Annotated in this window: 25 protein-coding genes, 1 tRNA gene and 1 pseudogene; 16 read left to right on the top strand and 11 right to left on the bottom strand. The window is 57.4% G+C overall.

Features of this window, described 5'->3' with window-relative positions; genetic code table 11:
• Positions 1-68: 68 nt before the first annotated feature.
• Together J3D54_RS03895 and J3D54_RS03890 are read left to right on the top strand one after the other, a co-directional pair.
• Positions 69-365 carry a LysR family transcriptional regulator gene (locus J3D54_RS03895; RefSeq protein WP_253416768.1) on the top strand — a complete coding sequence of 99 codons (297 nt, stop codon included), beginning with the start codon at positions 69-71 and terminating at the stop codon, positions 363-365.
• A 54-nt stretch (positions 366-419) separates the two neighbouring features.
• Positions 420-842: a LysR substrate-binding domain-containing protein gene (locus tag J3D54_RS03890; protein WP_301293314.1), complete on the top strand. Its 423-nt coding sequence runs from the start codon at positions 420-422 to the stop codon at positions 840-842.
• A 151-nt stretch (positions 843-993) separates the two neighbouring features.
• Here J3D54_RS03890 and J3D54_RS03885 read toward each other — a convergent pair whose 3' ends face one another.
• Positions 994-1,956 carry a GlxA family transcriptional regulator gene (locus J3D54_RS03885; RefSeq protein ID WP_253416766.1) on the bottom strand — a complete coding sequence of 321 codons (963 nt, stop codon included), beginning with the start codon at positions 1,954-1,956 and terminating at the stop codon, positions 994-996.
• 95 nt (positions 1,957-2,051) lie between these two features.
• Between J3D54_RS03885 and J3D54_RS03880 the strand changes: the two genes are divergently transcribed.
• From J3D54_RS03880 to J3D54_RS03845, 8 genes and pseudogenes are all read left to right on the top strand, one after another.
• Positions 2,052-2,531: a tautomerase family protein gene (locus tag J3D54_RS03880; RefSeq protein ID WP_253416765.1), complete on the top strand. Its 480-nt coding sequence runs from the start codon at positions 2,052-2,054 to the stop codon at positions 2,529-2,531.
• A 652-nt stretch (positions 2,532-3,183) separates the two neighbouring features.
• A complete protein-coding gene (locus tag J3D54_RS03875; RefSeq protein ID WP_253416764.1) occupies positions 3,184-3,348 on the top strand; it encodes a hypothetical protein in 165 nt (54 codons plus the stop codon).
• 103 nt (positions 3,349-3,451) lie between these two features.
• Positions 3,452-3,739 (top strand): putative quinol monooxygenase, encoded by a 288-nt coding sequence (locus tag J3D54_RS03870; RefSeq protein WP_253416763.1) that lies wholly within the window; start codon positions 3,452-3,454, stop codon positions 3,737-3,739.
• A 218-nt stretch (positions 3,740-3,957) separates the two neighbouring features.
• On the top strand, positions 3,958-4,845 hold the full coding sequence (locus J3D54_RS03865) for an AraC family transcriptional regulator (RefSeq protein WP_253416762.1): 888 nt from the start codon (positions 3,958-3,960) through the stop codon (positions 4,843-4,845).
• Between the two features lie 593 nt (positions 4,846-5,438).
• A pseudogene (locus J3D54_RS03860) lies at positions 5,439-5,754 on the top strand (LysE family translocator); the annotation flags it as partial.
• A 151-nt stretch (positions 5,755-5,905) separates the two neighbouring features.
• Positions 5,906-6,529: a glutathione S-transferase family protein gene (locus tag J3D54_RS03855; protein ID WP_138866792.1), complete on the top strand. Its 624-nt coding sequence runs from the start codon at positions 5,906-5,908 to the stop codon at positions 6,527-6,529.
• Between the two features lie 321 nt (positions 6,530-6,850).
• The gene (locus J3D54_RS03850; RefSeq protein ID WP_253416761.1) at positions 6,851-7,294 is read left to right on the top strand and encodes a DUF3592 domain-containing protein; all 444 of its coding nucleotides are present in this window, start codon (positions 6,851-6,853) and stop codon (positions 7,292-7,294) included.
• 3 nt (positions 7,295-7,297) lie between these two features.
• Positions 7,298-7,885 carry a hypothetical protein gene (locus J3D54_RS03845; protein WP_253416760.1) on the top strand — a complete coding sequence of 196 codons (588 nt, stop codon included), beginning with the start codon at positions 7,298-7,300 and terminating at the stop codon, positions 7,883-7,885.
• A 73-nt stretch (positions 7,886-7,958) separates the two neighbouring features.
• Here the strand turns inward: J3D54_RS03845 and ychF are convergent, their stop codons facing one another.
• The 8 genes from ychF to J3D54_RS03805 form a co-directional block, all read right to left on the bottom strand.
• Positions 7,959-9,059: a redox-regulated ATPase YchF gene (ychF, locus tag J3D54_RS03840; protein ID WP_253416759.1), complete on the bottom strand. Its 1,101-nt coding sequence runs from the start codon at positions 9,057-9,059 to the stop codon at positions 7,959-7,961.
• Positions 9,060-9,081: 22 nt separating this feature from the next.
• Complete coding sequence (gene pth, locus J3D54_RS03835) at positions 9,082-9,666, bottom strand: aminoacyl-tRNA hydrolase (protein ID WP_253416758.1); 585 nt, start codon at positions 9,664-9,666, stop codon at positions 9,082-9,084.
• Positions 9,667-9,835: 169 nt separating this feature from the next.
• Positions 9,836-10,435 (bottom strand): 50S ribosomal protein L25/general stress protein Ctc, encoded by a 600-nt coding sequence (locus J3D54_RS03830; RefSeq protein WP_018929567.1) that lies wholly within the window; start codon positions 10,433-10,435, stop codon positions 9,836-9,838.
• A gap of 142 nt (positions 10,436-10,577) precedes the next feature.
• Positions 10,578-11,519, bottom strand: coding sequence for a ribose-phosphate pyrophosphokinase (locus tag J3D54_RS03825; protein WP_003171603.1), 942 nt, complete (start codon positions 11,517-11,519; stop codon positions 10,578-10,580).
• Positions 11,520-11,565: 46 nt separating this feature from the next.
• Positions 11,566-11,640: transfer RNA gene (locus tag J3D54_RS03820), tRNA-Gln, on the bottom strand.
• A gap of 37 nt (positions 11,641-11,677) precedes the next feature.
• On the bottom strand, positions 11,678-12,529 hold the full coding sequence (ispE, locus tag J3D54_RS03815; RefSeq protein ID WP_253416757.1) for a 4-(cytidine 5'-diphospho)-2-C-methyl-D-erythritol kinase: 852 nt from the start codon (positions 12,527-12,529) through the stop codon (positions 11,678-11,680).
• Between the two features lie 2 nt (positions 12,530-12,531).
• Positions 12,532-13,149 (bottom strand): lipoprotein insertase outer membrane protein LolB, encoded by a 618-nt coding sequence (gene lolB, locus J3D54_RS03810; protein WP_007939752.1) that lies wholly within the window; start codon positions 13,147-13,149, stop codon positions 12,532-12,534.
• Between the two features lie 4 nt (positions 13,150-13,153).
• Positions 13,154-14,878, bottom strand: coding sequence for a tetratricopeptide repeat protein (locus J3D54_RS03805; protein WP_253416756.1), 1,725 nt, complete (start codon positions 14,876-14,878; stop codon positions 13,154-13,156).
• Positions 14,879-15,113: 235 nt separating this feature from the next.
• On the opposite strand from J3D54_RS03805, the gene hemA reads away from it, so the two are divergent.
• From hemA to J3D54_RS03775, 6 genes are all read left to right on the top strand, one after another.
• A complete protein-coding gene (hemA, locus tag J3D54_RS03800; RefSeq protein ID WP_007939757.1) occupies positions 15,114-16,403 on the top strand; it encodes a glutamyl-tRNA reductase in 1,290 nt (429 codons plus the stop codon).
• The gene (prfA, locus tag J3D54_RS03795; RefSeq protein ID WP_007939759.1) at positions 16,400-17,482 is read left to right on the top strand and encodes a peptide chain release factor 1; all 1,083 of its coding nucleotides are present in this window, start codon (positions 16,400-16,402) and stop codon (positions 17,480-17,482) included. Before hemA ends, prfA begins: the two co-directional genes overlap by 4 nt.
• Positions 17,483-18,313: a peptide chain release factor N(5)-glutamine methyltransferase gene (gene prmC / locus J3D54_RS03790; protein ID WP_253416755.1), complete on the top strand. Its 831-nt coding sequence runs from the start codon at positions 17,483-17,485 to the stop codon at positions 18,311-18,313.
• Positions 18,307-19,062 carry a molybdopterin-synthase adenylyltransferase MoeB gene (locus J3D54_RS03785; protein ID WP_253416754.1) on the top strand — a complete coding sequence of 252 codons (756 nt, stop codon included), beginning with the start codon at positions 18,307-18,309 and terminating at the stop codon, positions 19,060-19,062. Before prmC ends, J3D54_RS03785 begins: the two co-directional genes overlap by 7 nt.
• The gene (murI, locus tag J3D54_RS03780; RefSeq protein WP_253416753.1) at positions 19,055-19,846 is read left to right on the top strand and encodes a glutamate racemase; all 792 of its coding nucleotides are present in this window, start codon (positions 19,055-19,057) and stop codon (positions 19,844-19,846) included. The genes J3D54_RS03785 and murI overlap by 8 nt, the downstream gene beginning before the upstream one ends.
• A gap of 116 nt (positions 19,847-19,962) precedes the next feature.
• Positions 19,963-20,481, top strand: a complete 519-nt coding sequence (locus J3D54_RS03775) for an acyloxyacyl hydrolase (protein WP_253416752.1) — start codon at positions 19,963-19,965, stop codon at positions 20,479-20,481.
• Between the two features lie 69 nt (positions 20,482-20,550).
• Here J3D54_RS03775 and J3D54_RS03770 read toward each other — a convergent pair whose 3' ends face one another.
• Positions 20,551-20,856: a YkgJ family cysteine cluster protein gene (locus J3D54_RS03770; protein ID WP_253416751.1), complete on the bottom strand. Its 306-nt coding sequence runs from the start codon at positions 20,854-20,856 to the stop codon at positions 20,551-20,553.
• A gap of 60 nt (positions 20,857-20,916) precedes the next feature.
• Positions 20,917-21,690 carry an SDR family oxidoreductase gene (locus J3D54_RS03765; RefSeq protein ID WP_253416750.1) on the bottom strand — a complete coding sequence of 258 codons (774 nt, stop codon included), beginning with the start codon at positions 21,688-21,690 and terminating at the stop codon, positions 20,917-20,919.
• Positions 21,691-21,762 lie beyond the last annotated feature (72 nt).

Genomic DNA, 21,762 nt, shown 5'->3' with positions numbered 1-21,762 from the left:
CTTCACGCACCATTGCTGCATAGCAATGCTGCAATGGACATTTTTTCCCATTTTTCCGGTACGAACGAATGCAGGTAGTAGACCGTGTGAGCTTCTCCGCCGCCGCACGTGATCTGCACCTCGCGCCCAAGACGGTGAGCAAGCAGATCGCCCGTCTTGAACACGCGTTGGGTACCACCTTGTTCGAGCGTAACACCCGCAATTTCCGGATTACGGACGAAGGCTGTGCCATCGCTGAGCGGGCACGGGTCGCCCTGACGGTGTTAGAAGAAATACAGGAACTGGCAACCGGGGGCAGCCAGGAACTCAGCGGCACCATTCGCTTGACGTCGGTTATCAGCCACTCGCCGCGCTACCAATCGTGAATCGGCCAGTTCGCCCATGCGGATCGCTAAATCCAGATCACCGCTGTATAGATCTTGCACCAGCCGGCTGATCTTGAGCAACACAACTGCCTGGTGTTCGCCTATCCGGGGTTGTTGCAAAATACTTGGCCGCTGCGCAACGGGCAGCAAGAAGCAGCAACTGTGGTCAGTGGCACCCTTTGCAGCGACAGTGGCGATGCGCTGCATGAGTGGTGCTTAGCTGGGTCAGGTATTTCGCTGCGCGAGACTTGGGATATTCACGAGGAACTACGCGATGGGCGGTTGCTGCGGGTTTTGCCGGATTGGGAGGCGCAACCCTTGAAGATCAGCATGATCCGGGCACGCCGCGACCCGGTGCCTCGGCGACTGACGGTATTCAGCGATTTTCTTGTTGAGCGATGGCGTAACGCGCCTTGGGACCTGATTGAGTCGAACAGTCGCTCCGATACGGGATTTCAATGCAGTGTGCTTGGCTGAACAGGCGCCCAGCTGTAGGGGCTACAAGCCTATGAATCGCCATCGTTCATGGCGTCGACAGGCACACGAGAATAAGCACGGGTTCAGCGCCTTGGCGATGGTGATCCTTCTACTACGAGCTGTCTGCGGGCGAGATCTTCAGGAATAGAACTTACTGACGCAGCTGTTTTGGGGATGTATTCATCAGGCGGCGCATAAGTCGCCGTAGGGCCGTGGCGTCCTGGTATCCCACCTGCTCGGCGATAGATTCGACGGAGAACCTGCTGGTTTCCAGTAGGACGCGGGCCCTGTTCAACTGTACGCGTTGGATCAAATGTCGGGTTGGAAGGCCGGTCGCTTTTCGAACATGTCGGGACAACGTTCGCTCGGACATGCCGACGTACGCCGCAAGACTCGGGACGCTGGGTGGATGGGGCAGCCGTGCTTCTATATATGCGGTGAGGTTGGCTACCAGCGTATTGCCTTGGGCCATGATCGCGGGGTTGATGAACGGGGACTGCAACTGTCGGCCATCGAGTAGAAGGGCCTTGCCCACATAATCGGCAAGTTCAGGTGATAGGCGCCTGCGCAGCAGATGAAGCATCAGGTCGGTTTGCGCGAAGGCTGCGCCAGCAGTCGTAAAGGGTGGGTCGCAGAGAACCATGACATTTGGATCGACAAGGCATTTAGGTGCAATGCTTGACAACTGAGGTGCGAGCCACCAGGAGGTCGTAACCTGTCGACCATCCAGCAATCCAGCGGCATGTAGAAGAAAGACCGCCGAGCATGAGGCTGCAATGTCCTTGCCTTGGCTCACATGTGCCGTCAGCGCTGGCAGCGTCTGAAGTACCCAGTCTTCCTCAAGACGATTGAGCAGCGACTCGACATCGCTGATACCAAGTCCCGGAATCACCCAGCAGGAGTGGTCCTCTGCGTCTGTCGTCAGTTCGTCGACCTGCAGTAGCATGCCTTGCCCAAGCGCAATCAGTCCTGACTGTGGTCCACACACTCGCCAGCGTGGCACGGCAAGGCCTCGCCGCTGCGCAAGTGTTGCAGCGGTGGAGAGGATATCCAGAGTGGCCGCGACACTTGAGGCGAACGCTCCGGGAACGACTAGAACAGTGAAGTCATGCATTGTCCGATTATGCCCGAAAGAGGGTGGATCGGTCGCTTTTCGAGGGGCGTGATAACTGGCCAAATGGTACCTCCAGTTAACAACGAGGTTTCGTCATGCCTAATATCCTGATCAAGGTGCCTACCGGAGCTTTCAATCAGACCCAGCGCCAACAACTACTTCGAAGCGTGAGCGACGTAGCGATGGCTAATGAACATCTGGGCGATGCCCCTCAGCAGCGTGCTTTGTGCTGGGTGCTCATCGAGGAAGTTCAGGCCGCTGAATGGTTGTGCGGAGGCCAGGATCCCCATGCGCGGGTTGTCCCATGCATTGTCATCGTCAAGGTGCCTGCCGGTGTACTTGATGCACCGATGCGTCAGCGCTACGTACGTGAATTGCATGCTGCAATAAAATCGAGCCTTGCAACGGACGATCTGCGCCAGTTGTTGAGCTCAATACAGATTCAGGATGTTATTGATGGAACGTGGGGGGCGAATGGTGATGTTTGGCATTTGGCCGACTTCACCCGAGCGGCAGGATATGGACACCTCACTCAGCATGAGAGCGGCATTCCTGAAAGCGTAAGGTTGTATTAAATCGAGAAGAGCGAAAGGCACGTGTTCTTATTAATATTCTGTTCGAACCCCCTTCATCTATCGGTTGAGTCCACGAACCAAAGCGGACACATTCGGGTGAATTCATCCGCGGATAAAGGCCCTGTCACTAGGGGTTTTATCCGCTTTCATGCGTGGCTCCGAGCAGTGTGTCGAGAGGCTGACCCTCACTCATGCATGCCATAGAAACGCGAAAGCCCCCATGTATGGGGGCTTTCGGGATGCTTAAAGGACTGTCTCGCAACCCTAAGCAATCACCTGCATGCCAGCTACAACTTACACGTTAAACCGGAAGTCGAGGCTGCAGGGGCCGTGGCTGAAGGGATGTTTGCGCTGGAATCAGAAATATAGTCACCCCCGTATACACTTTAATGTTGGCTACTCTTTTTTCAGGTCTTGATGCGCAGTTTGTCCCGCTTCCTGTAGATAAGTCATCCAGAGAGTGAATCACGGACCCGTTCCCGCAGGCGGCGCATGCCATCGGCCGTCGCGCAAGAAAAACGCAAGAGTGACTGGAATCGTGCATTTTTAATCATTTTTAATCATTTTCATTTTTTAACTATATATATAGTAGTTGCTTCCATAGCGAATTCTTTGCGCCATATCGAATCTACACCAAAAAGGAATTTACATAATGATCTCTAACGAAAGAGGGTTTTGGGCTAGCGCTGCGCGTCATGTGAAAGGAAAAGATTTTATTGATGCAGTCCAGGTCAAACAATGGATCAAGAACTTAGTGGTTTCGCTGCTCGGCTTGGCCATGTTAGATACGGGAGCGGAACAGCAAATGAAAGCCTGAACATTCTTTTCGTATTCTGCGCATTTTGTTTGGCCGCCTCGTCAAATTACGGTTCCTGCAATCGACGATGTTTTTTGTAGTCAAATCCAACTGGAGAAGTAATATGTCCGTCAATCTCGTCATCAGCTTTAATGTAAAAGAAGAAAAGCTGCAATCGTTCAAGGACATCATGAACGACGTGAAGATCAATCTGCCGAAGGTGGACGGTTGCCAAACGGTCAAGATCCTCAACCACTTGGAGGATCCTCTCGCGTTCACGCTAGTGGAAGCCTGGAATTCGCGTGAAATGCACGGCACCCACGTCGACCAGATGATCTCGAGCGGTCAGTGGAGCGTCATCGTCGAGCATCTGAGCAGTGCGCCGGTCAGCGGCTACTTCAGCGAAGTTTGATGCCGTAACGTCAGCGGCAGGGCGCGTGCGGCGAGTCCGGCCGCGCCTCCGGCGCCATCTCGGGCATACACGCGCTATTTGCTGTTATGTATTTTCTGCTATTTTCCTGGATACCCTCTTCCGTCCCGAACGTCCTACACGCTTGGGCAGTAGCATGTCGCGCTGCTGGATACCGTCCTGTCCAAATGGGGCGGCCAATTTGTTGAGAAGCCATAGCAATGACACTCGAAGTAGTACCGGCGGCGCTTTATTCGATGCGCAACGTAAAGCCTATCCTCGCTGACGGTAGCTCGTCCATCCTCCATAAAACGCTTGAAACGAACCTGGAAAACAAGGCGATCTATATCGCCACGCCGTTGATCGTCTACATCAAGCAGGGCAAGCAGATTATTCGCGACTATGACGCCATGGCCAATGTCGTCGACGAGAATCATTTGATTTTCCTCTCCAAAGGCGTTTACACGGTATCGGACTACGTCACTGGCAGCGATATCTTCGAGGCGGTGCTGCTGTTTTTCGACGACAAGCTGATCGCCAAATACCTGTCGCGCGCGGCCGGCACAGGTAATTCGCATACGGACGGCCTGCAGAAAAACATGCACGGCACTTATACCCTGCACGCCAATGAACAGATTCAGCGCTATATCGATTCGCTGAATTATGTCTACAAGGGCGCGGAGGGCTCCGACGCGCTGCTGGAATTGAAACTGCTCGAACTACTGCACCTGATCGCCATCCAGGACAAGTCCTTCCGTTTCCTGCGCGAGCTGTCCTGCGGCGGCAGCCGCAAACGCCGCCTCATCACCGACTTCATGGAGCAGTACTATTCGCACAAGCTGAAGATTGAAGATTATGCCCTGCTGACGGGACGCAGCGTGTCGACCTTTATCCGCGACTTCAGGCGCAGCTACAACACCACCCCGAACCGCTGGATCATCGAAAAAAAAGTCGACATCGCGCATCAGCTGTTGACGGCTAAAAATTATTCCGTCACCGACGCGGCTGCGGAGGTGGGATATGAAAATACCTCCCACTTCATCAAGGTCTACAAGCAACGGTACGGTGTCACGCCGAAGAAAGCCAAGACCTTCGCAGCAGAACTGTAGCGCGACAAGGCCCAAGCCCCCCGCTGCCGCGACAGGGTGTTGTTGGGCGTGGTTGTAGACGCCGACTAAATTTTGACCCGGGTGGCCGATTCTGGCTGACCCAGGCTGAACCCAATCCCAGAAAAAGATTTCGGCTTAACCAATAAACGAGCCTGCTTAATACCTCGAGCTGGAGAGTCTGCTTTTGGCCGATTCTGTTGAAAAAGTCGATCTGCCCAAACTGCCCGATCATTGACTGGTGAAAACGCCTTTTTTGCACGCTGCTACGTAAAATCCGACTCCGGAGAAGCCTCTGCCAAAAGTAAAGATTTCAATCCCGGACGCGTACTTTTTTGATGCGAAACCATGACCAACTGTTTTCAACAGAGTCGGTCGATTCCGGCCTGTCACAACAGGGGGTTCCTGACCGAAAGCCCTCATCCATAATGCACGCGGCTGACTGCGTCAGAGTGTTTGGATGCGCTATTGGGGCAAGCCATTGCTCACGTTGAAGTCGAACGTATTCCCAGGGAGCGGATACCCAGTGCTGCGACCGCTGTATGACGTTTTGTCAGTCAATCTGTATCTAACGTTCCCCCTTTGACCACCCTACTATCGCAGCCTTGGTCTTGGCGGTTCCCTATGCGTATGACGCGCTGCGACTCGGCTGCGCGCGCTATCTGCTCTACCTTGCCTGGCAAGCGGTCGAGTCCAACACGCCGACCACGGCAGCATGCTGGCGCAATCCATCGTGCTTGGTTTTACGCAGATCGTCATTAGCGTGAGCGTCAACGCGCTGATTGCCGTCATGGCTGGCCCCATCGCGACATTTCTCGCCAGCAGGCTCGTGTGGCAGATCGTGCAACGCTGGCTGATGGGGACGGTCCTCGCGGGCTGGCCGTGCGCATGGCCGTAGAAGGGCGGCGCTGAACCGGGCTGTTTGCGGTTGGCGCGGCGCGGTAAACCTGCGTCATCCGGATTTGAGAGCGGCCCCTGTGCATCGCGCCAGGCGCACTAGAAAAAGATCCGAGCGGGTTATCGAAAGCCCCTGACCAACCACCCTGAACGATAAGGACATGAAATGTTGCGCATATTGGGTAAGGCATCGTCGATCAATGTACGAAAGGTACTTTGGGCATGCGCCGAGATCGAAATCCCCTTTGAGCGAGAGGATTGGGGGTCTGGCTTCAAGTCGACGCGCACGCCCAAATTCATTTCGCTGAACCCCAACGCAACGGTGCCGGTGATCCTGGACGATGACTTCGTGCTCTGGGAGTCAAACTCGATCATTCGGTATTTGGCGTCTCGCTATAACGGAGGTCATTTTTACCCGGTCCAACCGAGAGCAAGAGCGCGGGTGGACCAATGGATAGACTGGCAAGCGTCGGACCTCAACAAATCGTGGACGTATGCCTTCATGTCGTTGGTCAGGCATTCGCCTGACCATCAGGACAGCAGAGCCTTGGCAGCCGCTTGCAGCCTGTGGTCAAGGCACATGGAGATCCTGAATCGACAACTCGAATCAACAGGAGCCTACGTCAGTGAAGACGGGTTTTCTCTCGCAGACATACCGATAGGCCTGTCGGTTAACCGGTGGTTTGAAACACCGCTCGATCATCCAGACTTTCCTGCTGTAAGTGCCTATTACGAACGGTTGAGTCGTCGACCTGGCTACCTCCTGCATGGAAGAAACGGGACTCCGTAATAGTTCAGCAGGGTGTCAGGCGGCGCCAGGGACATTTGTTCCCATGCTCGACGGCAGAAACGGCCGAATTTTCTTTCTTTATTACTCCAGTCGGCACCATGTGCCACCCGCCTTGAAAGCGTTCATCGAATTCATCAGGGCGGGTGACTTGCGAACCTGATTCAGAACCATCGCGACCGGCAGATTCACGCCCCGAGGAAGTCAGTCAACCTAAATCGAGGTTCTTCAGGAACGGTGAACCGCGCTTCCTCAAGGCATTCAAATAGGTGGTTTCTTGTTATCCTGACCGCCTTCTTTCATGGACGAATACCGAGACAAGCCATGGCTAACTTCACCCCGTCACGCCTCGGGAAGATGCTTCAGGGGCTGCTCTTTGCCCTGATTGGTATCGGCTTGTTGGGCATTGCCGTCAATCTCACGCTTGAACGACGCGAATTCCTCGCCCACGCACAGACCGCCGATGGCATCGTCAGCCACTTGAATGCCGGTGGTTCGCATCCCGAGATCGCCTTCACCACCAGCAGTGGTGAAAAGATTTCATACCCCCAGGGCGGCTTTATTTTTGGCTATCGGCAGGATCAGCCGGTGCGGGTGTATTACCTGCCCGAGCAGCCGGCCAGTAGCGCCGTGGTCGATACCCCTGCCGCACTGTGGGCCACTCCCGGGGTTCTGGGTTGTATTGGTCTGCTGTTCACCCTTGCCGGCCTGTTAAGGGTTATCCGCCAGTGCGGTCGCGGCGCAGTTCATTCACATAAAGGACTTTGAACGATGAGCTACAACATCCCGATCCCGCTCAATGAGAGTCGCTGGCAGTATCAGACCGCCAGCGGTGGCGGTCTGACCGTAGCCCTGGTGGCGGGCAGTGGCGGTTCAATCATTCTGCGTTCGCCCCAGGGCGAGAACGTCAGCTACCGCTACGGCGGCGTCGGGTTGGGGGTCGGATTTGGCGCGCGCCTGCCGCGTTTCGGCAAGATCAATATCCAGCTCAAGGGTAAGAGCGTAGGGGCAGCCGGTGCGGCGGAGGCTTTTCCCAGCACTGGCAAGGTGTTTGTCAGCGACGCCCTGGTCAGTCGTGACCTGACCAGTGACGACATCACCGGGCCTTGTCTGTATACCGAAGTGGGGGCGGGGCTGGTGGTCGGCGGTTCGGCCACGGCCCTGTTGTTCGGGCTTGATCCCAAGCTGCTGGCGTTGGCGGCGGTTCTGAGCTCCAACCCGGCGACCTCGCTCATTGCCTCCTCCACGGTCAACCGGCAGTTGCTGCAGTCGGCCAAGGGGGCGGTGGTCATGGCCGGCATGAACGCTGGTGTGCAGGCCGGTGGAGGCGCCGCGATCTACATGGGCTATCTGTTCTAGTCGCGCATAGCAGGTCGATATAACGCCCAAAAAAAAGCCGCGAATCAACGCGGCTTCTTCGATGCCAACAACGCTACACGTTGAAACGGAAGTGCATCACGTCGCCGTCTTTAACGATGTAGTCCTTGCCTTCCAGGCGCCATTTACCGGCTTCTTTGGTGCCGGCTTCGCCCTTGTACTGGATGAAGTCGTCATAGGCGATGACTTCGGCGCGGATGAAGCCTTTTTCGAAGTCGGTGTGGATCACGCCGGCGGCTTGCGGTGCGGTAGCGCCGACGCGGACGGTCCAGGCGCGGACTTCTTCGACACCGGCGGTGAAGTAGGTCTGCAGGTGCAGCATTTCGTAGCCGGCGCGGATTACGCGGTTCAGGCCGGGCTCTTCGAGGCCCAGGGCTTCGAGGAACATGTCTTTCTCTTCACCGTCTTCCAGTTCGGCGATTTCGGCTTCGATCTTGTTGCAGACCGGAACCACCATGGCGCCTTCTTCTTCGGCGATGGCCTTGACCACATCCAGCAGCGGGTTGTTCTCGAAACCGTCTTCAGCGACGTTGGCGATGTACATGACTGGCTTGGTGGTCAGCAGGTGGAAACCGCGAATCACCTGCTTCTCATCGGTGCTCATGTTTTTCATCAGGCTACGCGCAGGCTTGCCCAGGGTGAAGTGAGCGATCAACTGCTCCAGCAGGCCTTTCTGGACCACTGCGTCCTTGTCACCGCCTTTGGCGTTACGAGCGACTTTCTGCAGTTGCTTCTCGCAGCTGTCGAGGTCGGCGAAGATCAGTTCCAGGTCGATGATTTCGATGTCGCGTTTCGGGTCGACGCTGTTGGAGACGTGAATCACGTTCTCGTCTTCGAAGCAGCGGACCACGTGGGCGATGGCATCAGTCTCGCGGATGTTGGCGAGGAACTTGTTGCCCAGGCCTTCACCTTTCGAGGCGCCGGCCACCAGGCCTGCGATGTCGACGAATTCCATGGTGGTCGGCAGGATACGCTTGGGCTTGACGATGGCCGCCAGGGCTTCCAGACGCGGATCCGGCATTGGCACGATACCGCTGTTGGGCTCGATGGTGCAGAAGGGGAAGTTCTCGGCCGCGATCCCGGACTTGGTCAGGGCGTTGAACAGGGTGGACTTGCCGACGTTAGGCAGGCCGACGATGCCGCAATTGAATCCCATGGTGTTTCCCCTCGGGTAAGAGTCAGGCCTTCTGGCTGTGCAGGTTTTTCATCGCGCGGTTCCATTCCCCGGCGAGGATATCCGGCAGCACGCCGAGGGCAAAGTCGATGCTGGCATCGAGTTTTTCCTGTTCGGCGCGTGGCGCACGACCCAGGACGAAGTTTGAAACCATACTGGCAACGCCCGGGTGGCCGATGCCAAGCCGCAGGCGGTGAAAGGTATTCTGATTGCCCAGTTGCGCAATGATGTCGCGCAACCCGTTATGACCGCCATGGCCGCCGCCCTGTTTGAGCTTGGCAACGCCCGGAGGCAGGTCGAGTTCGTCATGCGCCACCAGAATCTCTTCCGGCGTTATGCGAAAGAAGCCGGCAAGTGCCGCTACGGCCTGGCCGCTGCGGTTCATGTAGGTGGTGGGAATCAGTAGACGAACATCCTGACCCTGATGCGAAAAGCGCCCGGTCAGGCCGAAATATTTGCGATCGGCCACAAGGTTGACACCCTGTGCTTGCGCGATGCGCTCAACAAAAAGGGCCCCTGCGTTATGCCGGGTCTGTTCGTATTCAGCGCCTGGATTTCCCAGGCCAACGATCAGTTTGATGGCAGTCACGATAGGGGCCCTTCCTTGAAGTGGTGGATAACATCGCCGCCATCAGGGAGTGCGGCGAAAGTGGACGACAAGTGCTCATTTACCATTATGTAAACTCCGCGTTCTCGCCCGCTTTCTCGCTACGCTCTAGTCCGCGATGTTTCCGTTCACTCCGGCGTACAGAGTGAAATTACTCTGCAGCGCCTTCTGCAGCTTCTGGAGCAACACGTGGAGCGTGAACGTTGGCAACAGCCAGGTCGTTACCGTGAGCCAGAGCAACAAATTCAACGCCTTTAGGAGCGCTGATGTCGGACAGGTGAATGATCGAGCCGACTTCGGCGTTAGCCAGGTCAACTTCGATGAATTCAGGCAGGTCTTTTGGCAGGCAGGACACTTCGATTTCAGCAACAACGTGCGAAATCTCGCCGCCTTTCTTCACCGGAGCAGCTTCGTTGATGAAGTGCACAGGAACGATAGCGGTCAGCTTTTGGCCAGCAACTACGCGTACGAAGTCAGCGTGCATCACGTGGCCTTTGGCCGGGTGACGCTGCAGAGCCTTGATGATTACGTTTTGCTTGGTGCCACCAACGTTCAGCTCGATGATGTGGCTGTAAGCCGCTTCGTTTTCGAGCAGTTTGGCAACTTCTTTAGCCAGCATGCTGATGGATTCAGGGGCTTTTTCGCCACCGTAAACTACAGCTGGAACCAGGCTTGCGAGACGACGCAGGCGGCGGCTCGCACCTTTCCCCAGGTCGGAACGCACTTCAGCATTCAGAGTAAAATCGTTCATGTTGTATCTCCAAAATAACCACATTCGCCCCAGCGTTTGCGACCAGCGCTAAAGGCGATATGGGCAAAAAAGCCCCGCCCCGACAGGAATGCCGGGGCGGGGCGCTTTTCGTCAACAGGATGTAATGAAAAGGGCAGGGCCCTTAACGGAACATCGCGCTGATCGATTCTTCATTGCTGATGCGGCGGACCGCCTCGGCAACTACCGGTGCGATATCCAGTTGGCGGATACGCGCACAGGCTTGTGCTGCAGCGGACAGCGGAATGGTGTTCGTCACCACCAGCTCGTCCAGCACGGAATTTTCAATGTTTTCGATCGCCCGACCCGACAGCACAGGGTGCGTGCAGTAGGCGAAAACCTTGGCAGCGCCATGCTCTTTCAAGGCCTTGGCCGCGTGGCACAGAGTGCCGGCGGTATCGACCATGTCATCGACCAGAATACAGGTACGCCCTTCGACATCACCGATGATATGCATCACTTCAGAGTGATTGGCTTTCTCACGGCGTTTGTCGATGATCCCGAGATCCACGCCCAGGGATTTGGCAACAGCCCGTGCACGCACGACGCCGCCAATGTCCGGGGACACGATCATCAGGTTTTCGAAGCGCTGATCTTCAATGTCATCCACCAGTACCGGGGAGCCGTAGATGTTATCTACCGGAATATCGAAGAAACCCTGGATTTGGTCAGCATGCAAATCAACCGTGAGAACACGGTCGATGCCGACTACGGTAAGCATGTCAGCAACGACTTTCGCGCTGATAGCCACACGTGCGGAACGCGGACGGCGATCCTGACGGGCATAACCAAAGTAAGGAATAACAGCAGTGATACGAGTAGCCGAGGAGCGGCGGAAGGCATCAGCCATCACTACCAGTTCCATCAGGTTATCGTTGGTCGGAGCGCAAGTCGGCTGAATAATGAAAACATCTTTACCGCGGACGTTTTCATTGATCTCTGCAGTAATTTCGCCGTCGGAGAACTTACCGACAGAGATGTCACCGAGAGGGATATGCAGCTGACGTACGACACGCCGAGCCAGATCGGGGTTAGCGTTCCCCGTAAAGACCATCATCTTGGACACGCGCAGTACCTGAAGGCTGAGGGTAACCTGGATGAGTATAGGAAAATGGCAGGGGCGGCTGGATTCGAACCAACGCATGGCAGGATCAAAACCTGCTGCCTTACCGCTTGGCGACGCCCCTGTATCTGTTGCAACGAGTACCCAGTACCCGATTCCTTTTAGAGCAGACTTTGCAGCTTGCGATGCAACATCGAAACGTTGCTTCCTTTTGCCACAAACCCTGTAAGGGTCTCTGTAAGAAGGGCCGAGACTTTATCAGCTTCAGCTTTGCTTGGGAAGCCCCCAAACACACAACTTCCAGTTCCGGTGAGTTTTGCCTCGGTAAAATTACCTAACAAATTCAATGCGTTACGTACCTCTGGATAACGCCTTGCCACCACCGGTAAGCAGTCATTTCGACTGTTTCCCTTGGGAACGGGGCGCACTTTAATGGGCGGAGAGTTACGTGTCAACAGCGGATCTGAAAAAATTTCTGCTGTACTTACAGATACTTGCGGCACCAGCACCAGATACCACGGTTCCTCGGGTTCTACAGGCGTGAGTTTCTCCCCCACGCCCTCGGCGAAAGCTGCGTGGCCACGCACGAAAACCGGGACGTCGGCACCAAGCGTCAGGCCCAGCGCGGCCAGCCTGTCGTCATCCCAACCCAGTCGCCAAAGATGATTGAGACCCAGCAATGTGGTTGCCGCATTCGAACTGCCGCCACCGATTCCGCCGCCCATGGGCAGGATTTTTTCGATCCAGATGTCGATGCCCAGCGAACAACCGGATTGCTCCTGGAGTTTTTTCGCGGCTTTGACAATCAGGTTGCTGTCGTGAGGGACGTCGGCGAATTCGGTGTGCAACCGAATCACGCCATCGTCGCGAACGGCGAAAGTGATTTCATCGCCGTAATCGAGAAACTGAAAAATCGTCTGCAACTCGTGGTAACCGTCTTCACGGCGACCGAGGATGTGCAGCATCAGGTTGAGTTTGGCGGGCGAGGGCAATGTCAGGCGCGGGGCAGTCATCTTCATTGCCCCAGTTTGCGCGGTTGCCAGTCCTTGATCACCAGTGTGACATCAAGGTCGGTGCCGTGCAGTTTGATCCGCTCGGGCAGCCAATAGCCATTTTGCTCGGCATAACTGAGGTACTCGACCTGCCAGCCATCCTGTTCGAGATTGGCCAGGCGACTGTCGACGTCCAGGGTCAGGCGACTTTTGCTGTCCGGGGCCGGGAGACCGCGAACCCACCACGCCAGATGGGACACCGGCAATTTCCAGCCCAGTTGTTCTTCGACCAGGGCTTCCGGAGTCGACGCGTCATAACGGCCCTGATTGGCCACTTCCAGCGAGACTTTGCCGGGGCGTCCGGTCAAGCGGGCCGCGCCACGACCCAGTGGGCCGGAGAGGCGGATGTCGTAGTAATCCTGGCGCTGCAGCCAGAACAAGGTGCCGCTGCCCGAATCTTTCGGTGCGCGAATGCCGATCTTGCCGTTGATCTGCCAGCCGTCGAGGCTGCTCAGTTGTTGTTTGTGCTCGCGCCATTGGGCTGGGTTGCCGTGCCCCCCGACCGATTCACGGGCGCCGAAGCCCGCGCAACCGGCGAGCAGAGCGATGAAGCTGAAAACGATGATGTGGCGCAAAAACATAATCTTAAAGAGTCTCTGATCCGGTCAGGCGCTTGATGGTGCCGCGCAGGGTAGGGCTGTCGGGCTGTTCCTTGAGGAACTTGCTCCAGACTTGTTTGGCTTCGCGTTGTTTGCCATTGGCCCACAGGACTTCGCCCAGGTGAGCGGCGACTTCCTGATCGGGGAAGCGTTCCAGCGCCTGGCGCAAATAACGCTCGGCTTCGTCGAGGTTGCCCAGGCGGAAATTCACCCAGCCGAGGCTGTCGAGAACGGCCGGGTCTTCCGGGTTCAGTTGGTGCGCCTGTTCGATCAGGGCCTTGGCTTCGGCGTAACGCGTGGTGCGGTCGGACAGGGTGTAGCCGAGGGCGTTCAACGCCATCGCATTGTCCGGGTCGCGCTTGATGATCAGTCGCAGGTCTTTTTCCATCTGCGCCAGATCATTGCGTTTTTCCGCCTGCATGGCTCGGGTATACAGCAGATTCAAATCATCCGGGGATTTCTGCAGGGCTTGCTGCAAGACGTTCCAGGCCTTGTCGCCCTGTTTGTTGGCCGACAAGGTTTCGACTTCGATCAGGTACAACTGGATCGCGTAATCGGGTTGCTCGTCGCGCTGGGCCGCCAGACGGTTTTGGGCTTCGGCGGTCCTGCCGTTGTTCATCAGAATATCGGCCTGACGCAATTGCGCTGGCAGGTAATCGTTGCCCGGCCCGACCTGGGCGTACTCGATCAGCGCGCCCTGGGGATCGTTGCGCTCTTCAGCGATACGCCCAAGGTTCAGGTGTGCCGAGTCGACATGGCTTTCCCGGGCGATCAAGTCTTCCAGATAACCCTTGGCCTCGTTCCAGGCCTTGGCTTCCAGGCAGACCAGGGCCAACGAATAGCGCAGTTCGTCGTCTTCCGGGTATTGCTGCACCAGGCTCGAGAACTCGACCTTGGCGTCGTCCATGCGGTTCTGTTCGACCAGCATGCGCGCGTAGGTCAGGCGCAGGCGTTTGTCGTCCGGGTATTTCTTGATGTTTTTTTGCAGCAACGGCAAGGCTTCATCGCCACGGCTGAGCCCTTGCAGCAGGCGCGCGCGCAGCAGAATCGGCGCTATTTCACCTTCGTCCGGCGGGTTGTCTTCGAGCAGGGTCAGCGCACCTTTGGCGTCGCCATCCTGCTGCAACAGCAAGGCCTTGCCGAAAATCAGCTGGTTGTTGTGCGGGTGGCGCTGCAACAAACGGTCAAAACCTTTCATCAGGCCGTTGCGGGTTTCCTGGTCGGTATCGGCCGCGGACAGGGCGAGGAAGTCAAAATGCGTGTCGCCTTTGCCTTGCAGGACTTTCTCCATATAGACCATGGAGTCGTCGTAACGCCCGGCGCGGGCGAGTTGCACGGCTGCCGCCCGTTGTGCCTCGAGATCGTTCGGGGCGTTTTTTGCCCAGATCAGCGAGGTGTCGAGGGCCGCTTGATCGGCGCCCAGGTATTCGGCAATGCGAAATGCCCGCTCGGAGATGCCCGGATCCTGGGTATTGATGGCCTGGGTCACGTAGTTGTCCAGGGCAATGTCGTAACGATTGCGCTGGCCAGCCAGTTCTGCGCTCAACAGGCTGAAGATGGTTCCTTCACTGAACGAGCTGTAAACCTTGGGCTTTTCAGGCGCCGGAGTGCTGTCTTCGACCGGCGGCGTACCGTCCGACGAAACGGGTGCCAAGGCCTGGCAGCCGCTGAGGAAGACAAAAGCAAGGAGCAACGCGGAAGATCTATTCATATAGGGAAGAGGACGACTAACCTGCGGTCGGATCATCATGACACAAGCCTTCGGCCAAACATAACCGCCCGGCCAATTTACCCGCGCACGCAATCCCGGCAAGCCCGGCGCCGAGGTAAGCGAGAACGTATCGCATCTTCGTCAGCGTTAACCGGGACGATAGATATCGAGTGGTTGTTCTGGCTCTGTCGAAGTAGGACAATTGTCGGCTTCACGTCACCATCAGCGACCTTGAATGGCCTTCCTTGCACTCGGTATTAACCACAAGACTGCTTCAGTAGACGTCCGCGAGCGCGTGGCCTTTACCCCTGAGCAGCTGGTTGAGGCCTTGCAGCAGCTCTGCCGACTCACCGACAGCCGCGAAGCTGCGATCCTCTCCACCTGCAATCGCAGTGAACTGTATATAGAACAGGATCACCTTTCGGCTGACATCGTGCTGCGCTGGCTGGCCGATTATCATCATTTGAGTCTCGATGAGCTGCGCGCAAGCGCTTATGTGCACGAAGATGATGCGGCAGTTCGTCACATGATGCGGGTCGCCTCCGGGCTCGATTCGCTGGTGTTGGGTGAACCACAGATTCTCGGCCAGATGAAATCGGCCTACGCCGTGGCTCGCGAGGCGGGCACCATCGGTCCGCTGCTCGGGCGTTTGTTCCAGGCTACGTTCAATGCGGCCAAACAGGTGCGAACCGACACCGCTATCGGTGAAAACCCGGTGTCGGTGGCGTTTGCCGCGGTCAGCCTGGCGAAACAGATTTTCAGTGATTTGCAACGCAGCCAGGCCTTGTTGATCGGCGCCGGCGAGACCATCACCCTGGTCGCCCGCCATCTGCATGAGCTGGGCGTGAAGCGAATCGTGGTCGCCAACCGCACCCTGGAGCGCGCAAGCACCCTGGCCGAGCAGTTTGGCGCCCACGCGGTGTTGCTCTCGGACATCCCGACAGAACTGGTGCGCAGCGACATCGTCATCAGTTCCACCGCCAGCCAGTTGCCTATTCTCGGTAAAGGCGCGGTGGAAAGCGCCTTGAAATTGCGTAAGCACAAGCCGATTTTCATGGTGGATATCGCAGTCCCTCGGGATATCGAGCCGGAAGTCGGCGAGTTGGATGACGTTTACCTGTATAGCGTCGACGATCTCCACGAAGTGGTCGCCGAAAACCTCAAAAGCCGTCAGGGCGCCGCCCAGGCGGCCGAAGAGATGGTATCGGTCGGTGCCGAAGATTTCATGGTTCGCCTGCGCGAACTGGCGGCGGTGGATGTGCTCAAGGCTTATCGTCAACAAAGCGAGCGCTTGCGCGACGAAGAATTGCAGAAGGCCCAGCGTATGCTCGCCAACGGCAGCAGTGCCGAGGACGTGCTGGTGCAACTGGCCCGTGGCCTGACCAACAAACTCTTGCATGCTCCAAGCGTGCAATTGAAAAAGCTCTCTGCCGAAGGCCGCCTCGATGCGCTGGCCATGGCCCAGGAACTCTTTGCCCTCGGTGAGGGCTCATCGGATAGCTTTTCGGATAAGAAACCGCAATGAAAGCGTCACTGCTCAATAAGCTGGACATCCTCCAGGACCGTTTCGAGGAATTGACCGCCCTGCTTGGCGATGGCGAAGTCATTTCCGATCAGAACAAATTTCGCACCTATTCCAAGGAATACGCGGAAGTCGAGCCGATCGTCGACACCTATAAACAGTTGCTCAAAGTGCAGGGCGACCTCGAGGGCGCGCAGGCACTGCTCAAGGACAGCGATCCGGACATGCGTGAAATGGCCGTGGAAGAAGTCCGCGAAGCCAAGGAGCGATTGATCGAGCTCGAAGCCAGCCTGCAGCGCATGCTGCTGCCCAAGGATCCGAACGACGGTCGCAACGTGTTCCTGGAAATCCGCGCGGGCACCGGCGGTGACGAAGCGGCGATTTTCTCCGGCGACCTGTTCCGCATGTATTCGCGTTACGCCGAGCGGCGTGGCTGGCGGGTAGAGATTCTCTCGGAGAACGAAGGCGAACATGGTGGCTATAAAGAAGTTATCGCCCGTGTCGAAGGCGAGAACGTCTACGGCAAACTGAAGTTCGAATCCGGCGCGCACCGTGTGCAGCGGGTTCCGGCCACTGAATCTCAAGGCCGTATCCATACTTCGGCCTGCACCGTGGCGGTGTTGCCCGAGCCGGACGAACAGGAAGCCATCGAGATCAACCCGGCGGATCTGCGGGTCGACACCTATCGCTCCTCCGGTGCCGGTGGTCAACACGTCAACAAGACCGATTCGGCGATCCGTATCACGCACTTGCCGTCCGGTATTGTCGTCGAGTGCCAGGAAGAACGTTCTCAACACAAGAACCGCGCCCGGGCGATGTCCTGGCTGTCAGCCAAGCTCAACGACCAGCAGACCAGCGCCGCGGCCAATGCCATCGCCAGCGAGCGTAAATTGCTGGTCGGTTCCGGTGACCGCTCCGAGCGGATCCGTACCTACAACTTCGCCCAAGGCCGGGTCACCGACCATCGGGTCAACCTGACGCTGTATTCGCTCGACGAAATTCTCGCGGGCGGCGTGGATGCGGTGATCGAACCGCTGCTGGCCGAGTACCAGGCCGATCAATTGGCAGCGATAGGTGAGTAAATGACGATCATTGCCAGTTTGCTGCGCGCCGCCGATTTGCCGGATTCGCCCACTGCGCGTCTGGATGCCGAATTGCTGCTGGCGGCGGCCTTGGGCAAGTCCCGCAGCTTTCTGCACACCTGGCCTGAGCGTATCGTCCCGAGCGAAGCAGCACTGAAATTTGCCGAGTATTTGCAGCGCCGCCGCAGCGGTGAGCCAGTGGCCTATATTCTGGGGCAGCAAGGCTTCTGGAAGCTTGACCTGGAAGTCGCGCCCCACACGCTGATTCCACGTCCCGACACTGAATTGCTGGTGGAAGCTGCGTTGGAGCTGTTGCCGGCCACCCCGGCCAAGGTGCTCGATCTGGGCACCGGCAGTGGTGCCATCGCCCTGGCGCTGGCCAGCGAGCGTCCGGCCTGGAAGGTCACCGCCGTGGATCGCGTGCTGGAAGCCGTGGCCCTGGCCGAGCGCAATCGTCAGCGCTTGAACCTGGACAATGCCACGGTGTTGAGCAGCCATTGGTTCAGCGCCCTGGAAGGCCAGCGTTTTCAACTGATCATCAGCAATCCGCCTTACATCGCTTCGACCGATCCGCATCTGGTGGAGGGCGATGTGCGCTTTGAGCCGGCCAGTGCCCTGGTGGCGGGTGTCGATGGGCTCGACGATCTGCGTCTGATCGTCGCCCAGGCACCGGATTATCTTGAAGCGGGTGGTTGGTTGATGCTCGAACACGGTTACGATCAAGCCTGTGCGGTGCGCGATTTGCTGCTGAGCCGCGGCTTTGAAGAAGTCCACAGCCGCACCGATCTGGGCGGTCACCAACGCATCAGTCTGGGGCGCTTGCCGTGCTGAATGATCAGGAGTTGCTGCGTTACAGCCGGCAGATTCTGCTGCAACACGTCGACATTGACGGCCAGTTGCGACTCAAGGAAAGCCGGGTATTGATTGTCGGCCTCGGCGGCCTTGGCTCACCGGTTGCGCTGTATCTGGCCGCGGCCGGGGTCGGTGAGTTGCATCTGGCGGACTTCGACACGGTCGACCTGACCAATCTGCAACGCCAGATCGTTCACGACACCGACAGCGTCGGCCTGAGCAAGGTCGATTCGGCGATCCGTCGCCTGACCGCGATCAATCCAGAGATTCAACTGATCGCCCATCGCACCGCGTTGGATGAGGATTCACTGGCCGCCGCCGTTGCTGCGGTGGATCTGGTGCTGGACTGTTCCGACAATTTTTCCACCCGCGAGGCGGTCAATGTCGCGTGTGTGGCCGCGCGCAAGCCGCTGGTCAGCGGTGCGGCAATTCGGCTGGAAGGGCAATTGTCGGTATTCGACCCGCGTCGTCCAGAGAGCCCGTGCTACCGCTGTTTATACGGGCACGGCAGCGAAGCCGAGTTGACCTGCAGCGAAGCAGGCGTCGTCGGTCCTTTGGTCGGGTTGGTCGGCAGCCTCCAGGCACTGGAAGCGCTGAAACTGCTGGTGGGGTTCGGCGAGCCGCTGGTGGGACGCCTGTTATTGATCGATGCCTTGGGCTCACGCTTCCGTGAATTGCGGGTCAAGCGTGATCCGGGCTGCAGTGTCTGCGGGGCGCGCCATGCGTGAAGCGCCGATTGGCGTATTCGACTCCGGTGTCGGCGGGCTGTCGGTGCTGGCCGAGATCCAGCGCCTGCTGCCCAACGAGTCTCTGTTGTACTTCGGCGATTGCGGGAATATTCCCTACGGCGAGAAAACCCCGGCATTCATCCGCCAGCGCTGCAGTGTCATGGCGCAATTCTTTCAGCAGCAGGGCGCCAAGGCTCTGGTGCTGGCTTGCAACACCGCGACGGTGGCTGGTGTTGCGGACTTGCGGCGCGATTTCCCCGAGTGGCCCATCGTCGGCATGGAGCCCGCGGTCAAACCAGCCGCTGCGGCGACGCGCAGCGGTGTGGTCGGTGTGCTCGCCACCACGGGTACTTTGCAGAGTGCCAAGTTTGCTGCCTTGCTCGATCGTTTCGCCACCGATGTACGGGTGATTACACAGCCGTGCCCCGGGCTGGTGGAGCTGATTGAAAATGGCGATCTGCACAGCGAGACATTGCGTCAGTTGCTGCAAGGTTATGTCGAGCCGCTGCTGGCAGCAGGTGCAGATACAATCATTCTGGGCTGCACGCATTATCCCTTTTTAAAGCCACTGCTTAAGCAGATGCTCCCGCGGAGCATCACTCTGATCGATACCGGTGCTGCCGTGGCGCGGCAACTTCAGCGTCTGTTGGCCGAGCGTGATTTACTGGCTGAGGGGCCTCCTCGTGCTGCACAGTTCTGGTCAAGCGCCGATCCTGTGCACTTCAGAAATATCTTGCCGATACTGTGGAATATGTCTGGGGTTGTGCGAAGCTTCGAAGGGTAGAGATGCGTAGCAAACGAATAATTGGGGTGAGCTTCTGATTAAACGGGGACCTTTATAGCTTTGTTTGTTGAGCAGTATAAAAACCAAACCAAATTGTTCGGAAAAGGATGTTTCTAATGAAGCGACTATTCTGTTTGGCCGCGATTGCGACCGCATTGATGGGGCACAGTTTTACCGCGCAGGCGGCAGGGGTGGAGTTCGGGGTCGGCCAGACCAGCGATTCGACCATGACCTACCGACTGGGTATGCAGTTCGATTGGGACAAGAGCTGGTTGCAGAGTGATATTGGTCGCTTGACCGGCTACTGGAGCGGCGCTTACACCTACTGGGAGGGCGACAAAACAGCCAGCAATCAAAGTTTGTCGTTCTCGCCGGTACTGGTGTACGAGTTTGCCGGTCAGACCATCAAACCCTACGTCGAAGCGGGCATCGGTATCGCGGTGTTTGCCAACACCGAATACGAAGATAACAAGCTCGGCAGTGCCTTTCAGTTCGAAGACCGTTTCGGCTTTGGTCTGCGTTTTGCCGGTGGACATGAAGTCGGGATTCGCGCCACCCACTACTCCAATGCCGGGCTCAGCAACCCGAATGACGGTGTAGAAAGTTACGCATTGCATTACACAATGCCGTTGTAAGCCTGCAATGTTTGGATGTGGGAGCTACCTGTGGCGGGGGCTCTCACATGGCATCGGGTGACTTCGATCTCACCGATACGCCGTCGCAATCCCCTGGCGTTCGGTGATGCATTCCGGTGCGCCCATTTCGAACTCCCGGCAGATCAGCGGACGCTTTTCATAGATGGTGCACATCATGCTGTTGCGATCCAGCGCGGCGCACCAGCCGTCATCCAGTCGCAGCATGACTTCGCCACCCCAATCATCGGTATCGATAAAACGTTCGGGCACGCCGGTGTCAGTGATCAGCATCACTTCAAGCTGGCAGCAGCAGGCTGCGCAGGTCGAGCAGGTGACCGCAGGCTCGGCGACTTGCGTGTGGGGAATGATTTTCATGGCGCGCAGTGTAAGGCAGTGGGCCCACGCTGTGTAAAAGGCCTGACAGACGCTCAGGCTTCACGGCAAATCCTCGATCGGTGGCTTGTTTCGCGCTTGTTCGTCGATTGCCAGTCCCGTCCGGTCGGGTTGTTGCGGCAGGGGCCAAAGAACAGGCATGAGCAGCTCCGGCAAGGAGAATTCCAGTGGCCGATGCTTGATCATGTCGAGGAGGTATCGCGCGGCTTGGCCTGCCGACCAGTTGAGATGTATCGGGACGCCGTCGTTCAGAGGCGTATCGATAAGTCCTGGGCTGACCACGGTCATTTCGATGTTTTCCGGTGTCATGTCGATGCGTAAGGACTCGAATAGATGACGCAACCCGGCCTTTGAATCGCTATAGGATTCGGCCCATGGCAGGGGGAGCCAGGTCACCGAACTGGCCATGCCCACCAGATGCGGTGCCGTGCCGGCCTGTAGCAGGGGCCGGGCTGCTGCGATGCAAAAGCTGCTGGCAAGCAAGTTGGTGCGCACGATGTGCTCGATGATCGACGAGTCGAACTGATTGGCGTCGACGTATTCGCAAGTGCCGGCGTTAAGGATCATGGTGTCCAGAGAGCCCCATTGCTGCGCAATCTGCCCACCGATTTCGCGCACTCTTTGCCCGTTGGTCAAATCGCCCGCGACTACCAGCACTTGACCAGGATAGCGCTCAGACAGGGATGTCAATGACTCCGCCGAGCGCGAGCTGACCGCCAGATGGGCACCGGTTTTCAGTATTTCTTCGGCTAGCGCAGCGCCGATACCATTGCTCGCGCCGGTCAACCAATATCGCCTTGGAGGTGTACGACTCATCCCGATTCCCTTTTTGACCCAATATTTTCCTGGCTCAATTGCGTGTTCATAATGCAACGCCGCGGCATCAAT

The organism is Pseudomonas sp. GGS8, assembly GCF_024168645.1.
In the GTDB taxonomy this organism is placed as follows: Bacteria; Pseudomonadota; Gammaproteobacteria; order Pseudomonadales; family Pseudomonadaceae; genus Aquipseudomonas.
The sequence above is the reverse complement of the archived record's forward strand: the minus strand, read 5'-3'. Positions and strand labels throughout refer to the sequence as shown.

What these genes read in the sequence shown, in the direction of transcription:
- lolB (WP_007939752.1), bottom strand. Translation starts at nt 13,149, where the DNA reads ATGTTTTTGCGCCACATCATCGTTTTCAGCTTCATCGCTCTGCTCGCC.
- J3D54_RS03865 (WP_253416762.1), top strand. Translation starts at nt 3,958, where the DNA reads ATGACACTCGAAGTAGTACCGGCGGCGCTTTATTCGATGCGCAACGTA.
- J3D54_RS03850 (WP_253416761.1), top strand. Translation starts at nt 6,851, where the DNA reads ATGGCTAACTTCACCCCGTCACGCCTCGGGAAGATGCTTCAGGGGCTG.
- J3D54_RS03855 (WP_138866792.1), top strand. Translation starts at nt 5,906, where the DNA reads ATGTTGCGCATATTGGGTAAGGCATCGTCGATCAATGTACGAAAGGTA.
- prmC (WP_253416755.1), top strand. Translation starts at nt 17,483, where the DNA reads ATGACGATCATTGCCAGTTTGCTGCGCGCCGCCGATTTGCCGGATTCG.
- J3D54_RS03830 (WP_018929567.1), bottom strand. Translation starts at nt 10,435, where the DNA reads ATGAACGATTTTACTCTGAATGCTGAAGTGCGTTCCGACCTGGGGAAA.
- ispE (WP_253416757.1), bottom strand. Translation starts at nt 12,529, where the DNA reads ATGACTGCCCCGCGCCTGACATTGCCCTCGCCCGCCAAACTCAACCTG.
- J3D54_RS03805 (WP_253416756.1), bottom strand. Translation starts at nt 14,878, where the DNA reads ATGAATAGATCTTCCGCGTTGCTCCTTGCTTTTGTCTTCCTCAGCGGC.
- ychF (WP_253416759.1), bottom strand. Translation starts at nt 9,059, where the DNA reads ATGGGATTCAATTGCGGCATCGTCGGCCTGCCTAACGTCGGCAAGTCC.
- J3D54_RS03880 (WP_253416765.1), top strand. Translation starts at nt 2,052, where the DNA reads ATGCCTAATATCCTGATCAAGGTGCCTACCGGAGCTTTCAATCAGACC.
- J3D54_RS03870 (WP_253416763.1), top strand. Translation starts at nt 3,452, where the DNA reads ATGTCCGTCAATCTCGTCATCAGCTTTAATGTAAAAGAAGAAAAGCTG.
- J3D54_RS03845 (WP_253416760.1), top strand. Translation starts at nt 7,298, where the DNA reads ATGAGCTACAACATCCCGATCCCGCTCAATGAGAGTCGCTGGCAGTAT.
- J3D54_RS03875 (WP_253416764.1), top strand. Translation starts at nt 3,184, where the DNA reads ATGATCTCTAACGAAAGAGGGTTTTGGGCTAGCGCTGCGCGTCATGTG.
- hemA (WP_007939757.1), top strand. Translation starts at nt 15,114, where the DNA reads ATGGCCTTCCTTGCACTCGGTATTAACCACAAGACTGCTTCAGTAGAC.
- J3D54_RS03895 (WP_253416768.1), top strand. Translation starts at nt 69, where the DNA reads ATGCAGGTAGTAGACCGTGTGAGCTTCTCCGCCGCCGCACGTGATCTG.
- J3D54_RS03885 (WP_253416766.1), bottom strand. Translation starts at nt 1,956, where the DNA reads ATGCATGACTTCACTGTTCTAGTCGTTCCCGGAGCGTTCGCCTCAAGT.
- murI (WP_253416753.1), top strand. Translation starts at nt 19,055, where the DNA reads ATGCGTGAAGCGCCGATTGGCGTATTCGACTCCGGTGTCGGCGGGCTG.
- J3D54_RS03770 (WP_253416751.1), bottom strand. Translation starts at nt 20,856, where the DNA reads ATGAAAATCATTCCCCACACGCAAGTCGCCGAGCCTGCGGTCACCTGC.
- J3D54_RS03765 (WP_253416750.1), bottom strand. Translation starts at nt 21,690, where the DNA reads ATGAGTCGTACACCTCCAAGGCGATATTGGTTGACCGGCGCGAGCAAT.
- J3D54_RS03775 (WP_253416752.1), top strand. Translation starts at nt 19,963, where the DNA reads ATGAAGCGACTATTCTGTTTGGCCGCGATTGCGACCGCATTGATGGGG.
- prfA (WP_007939759.1), top strand. Translation starts at nt 16,400, where the DNA reads ATGAAAGCGTCACTGCTCAATAAGCTGGACATCCTCCAGGACCGTTTC.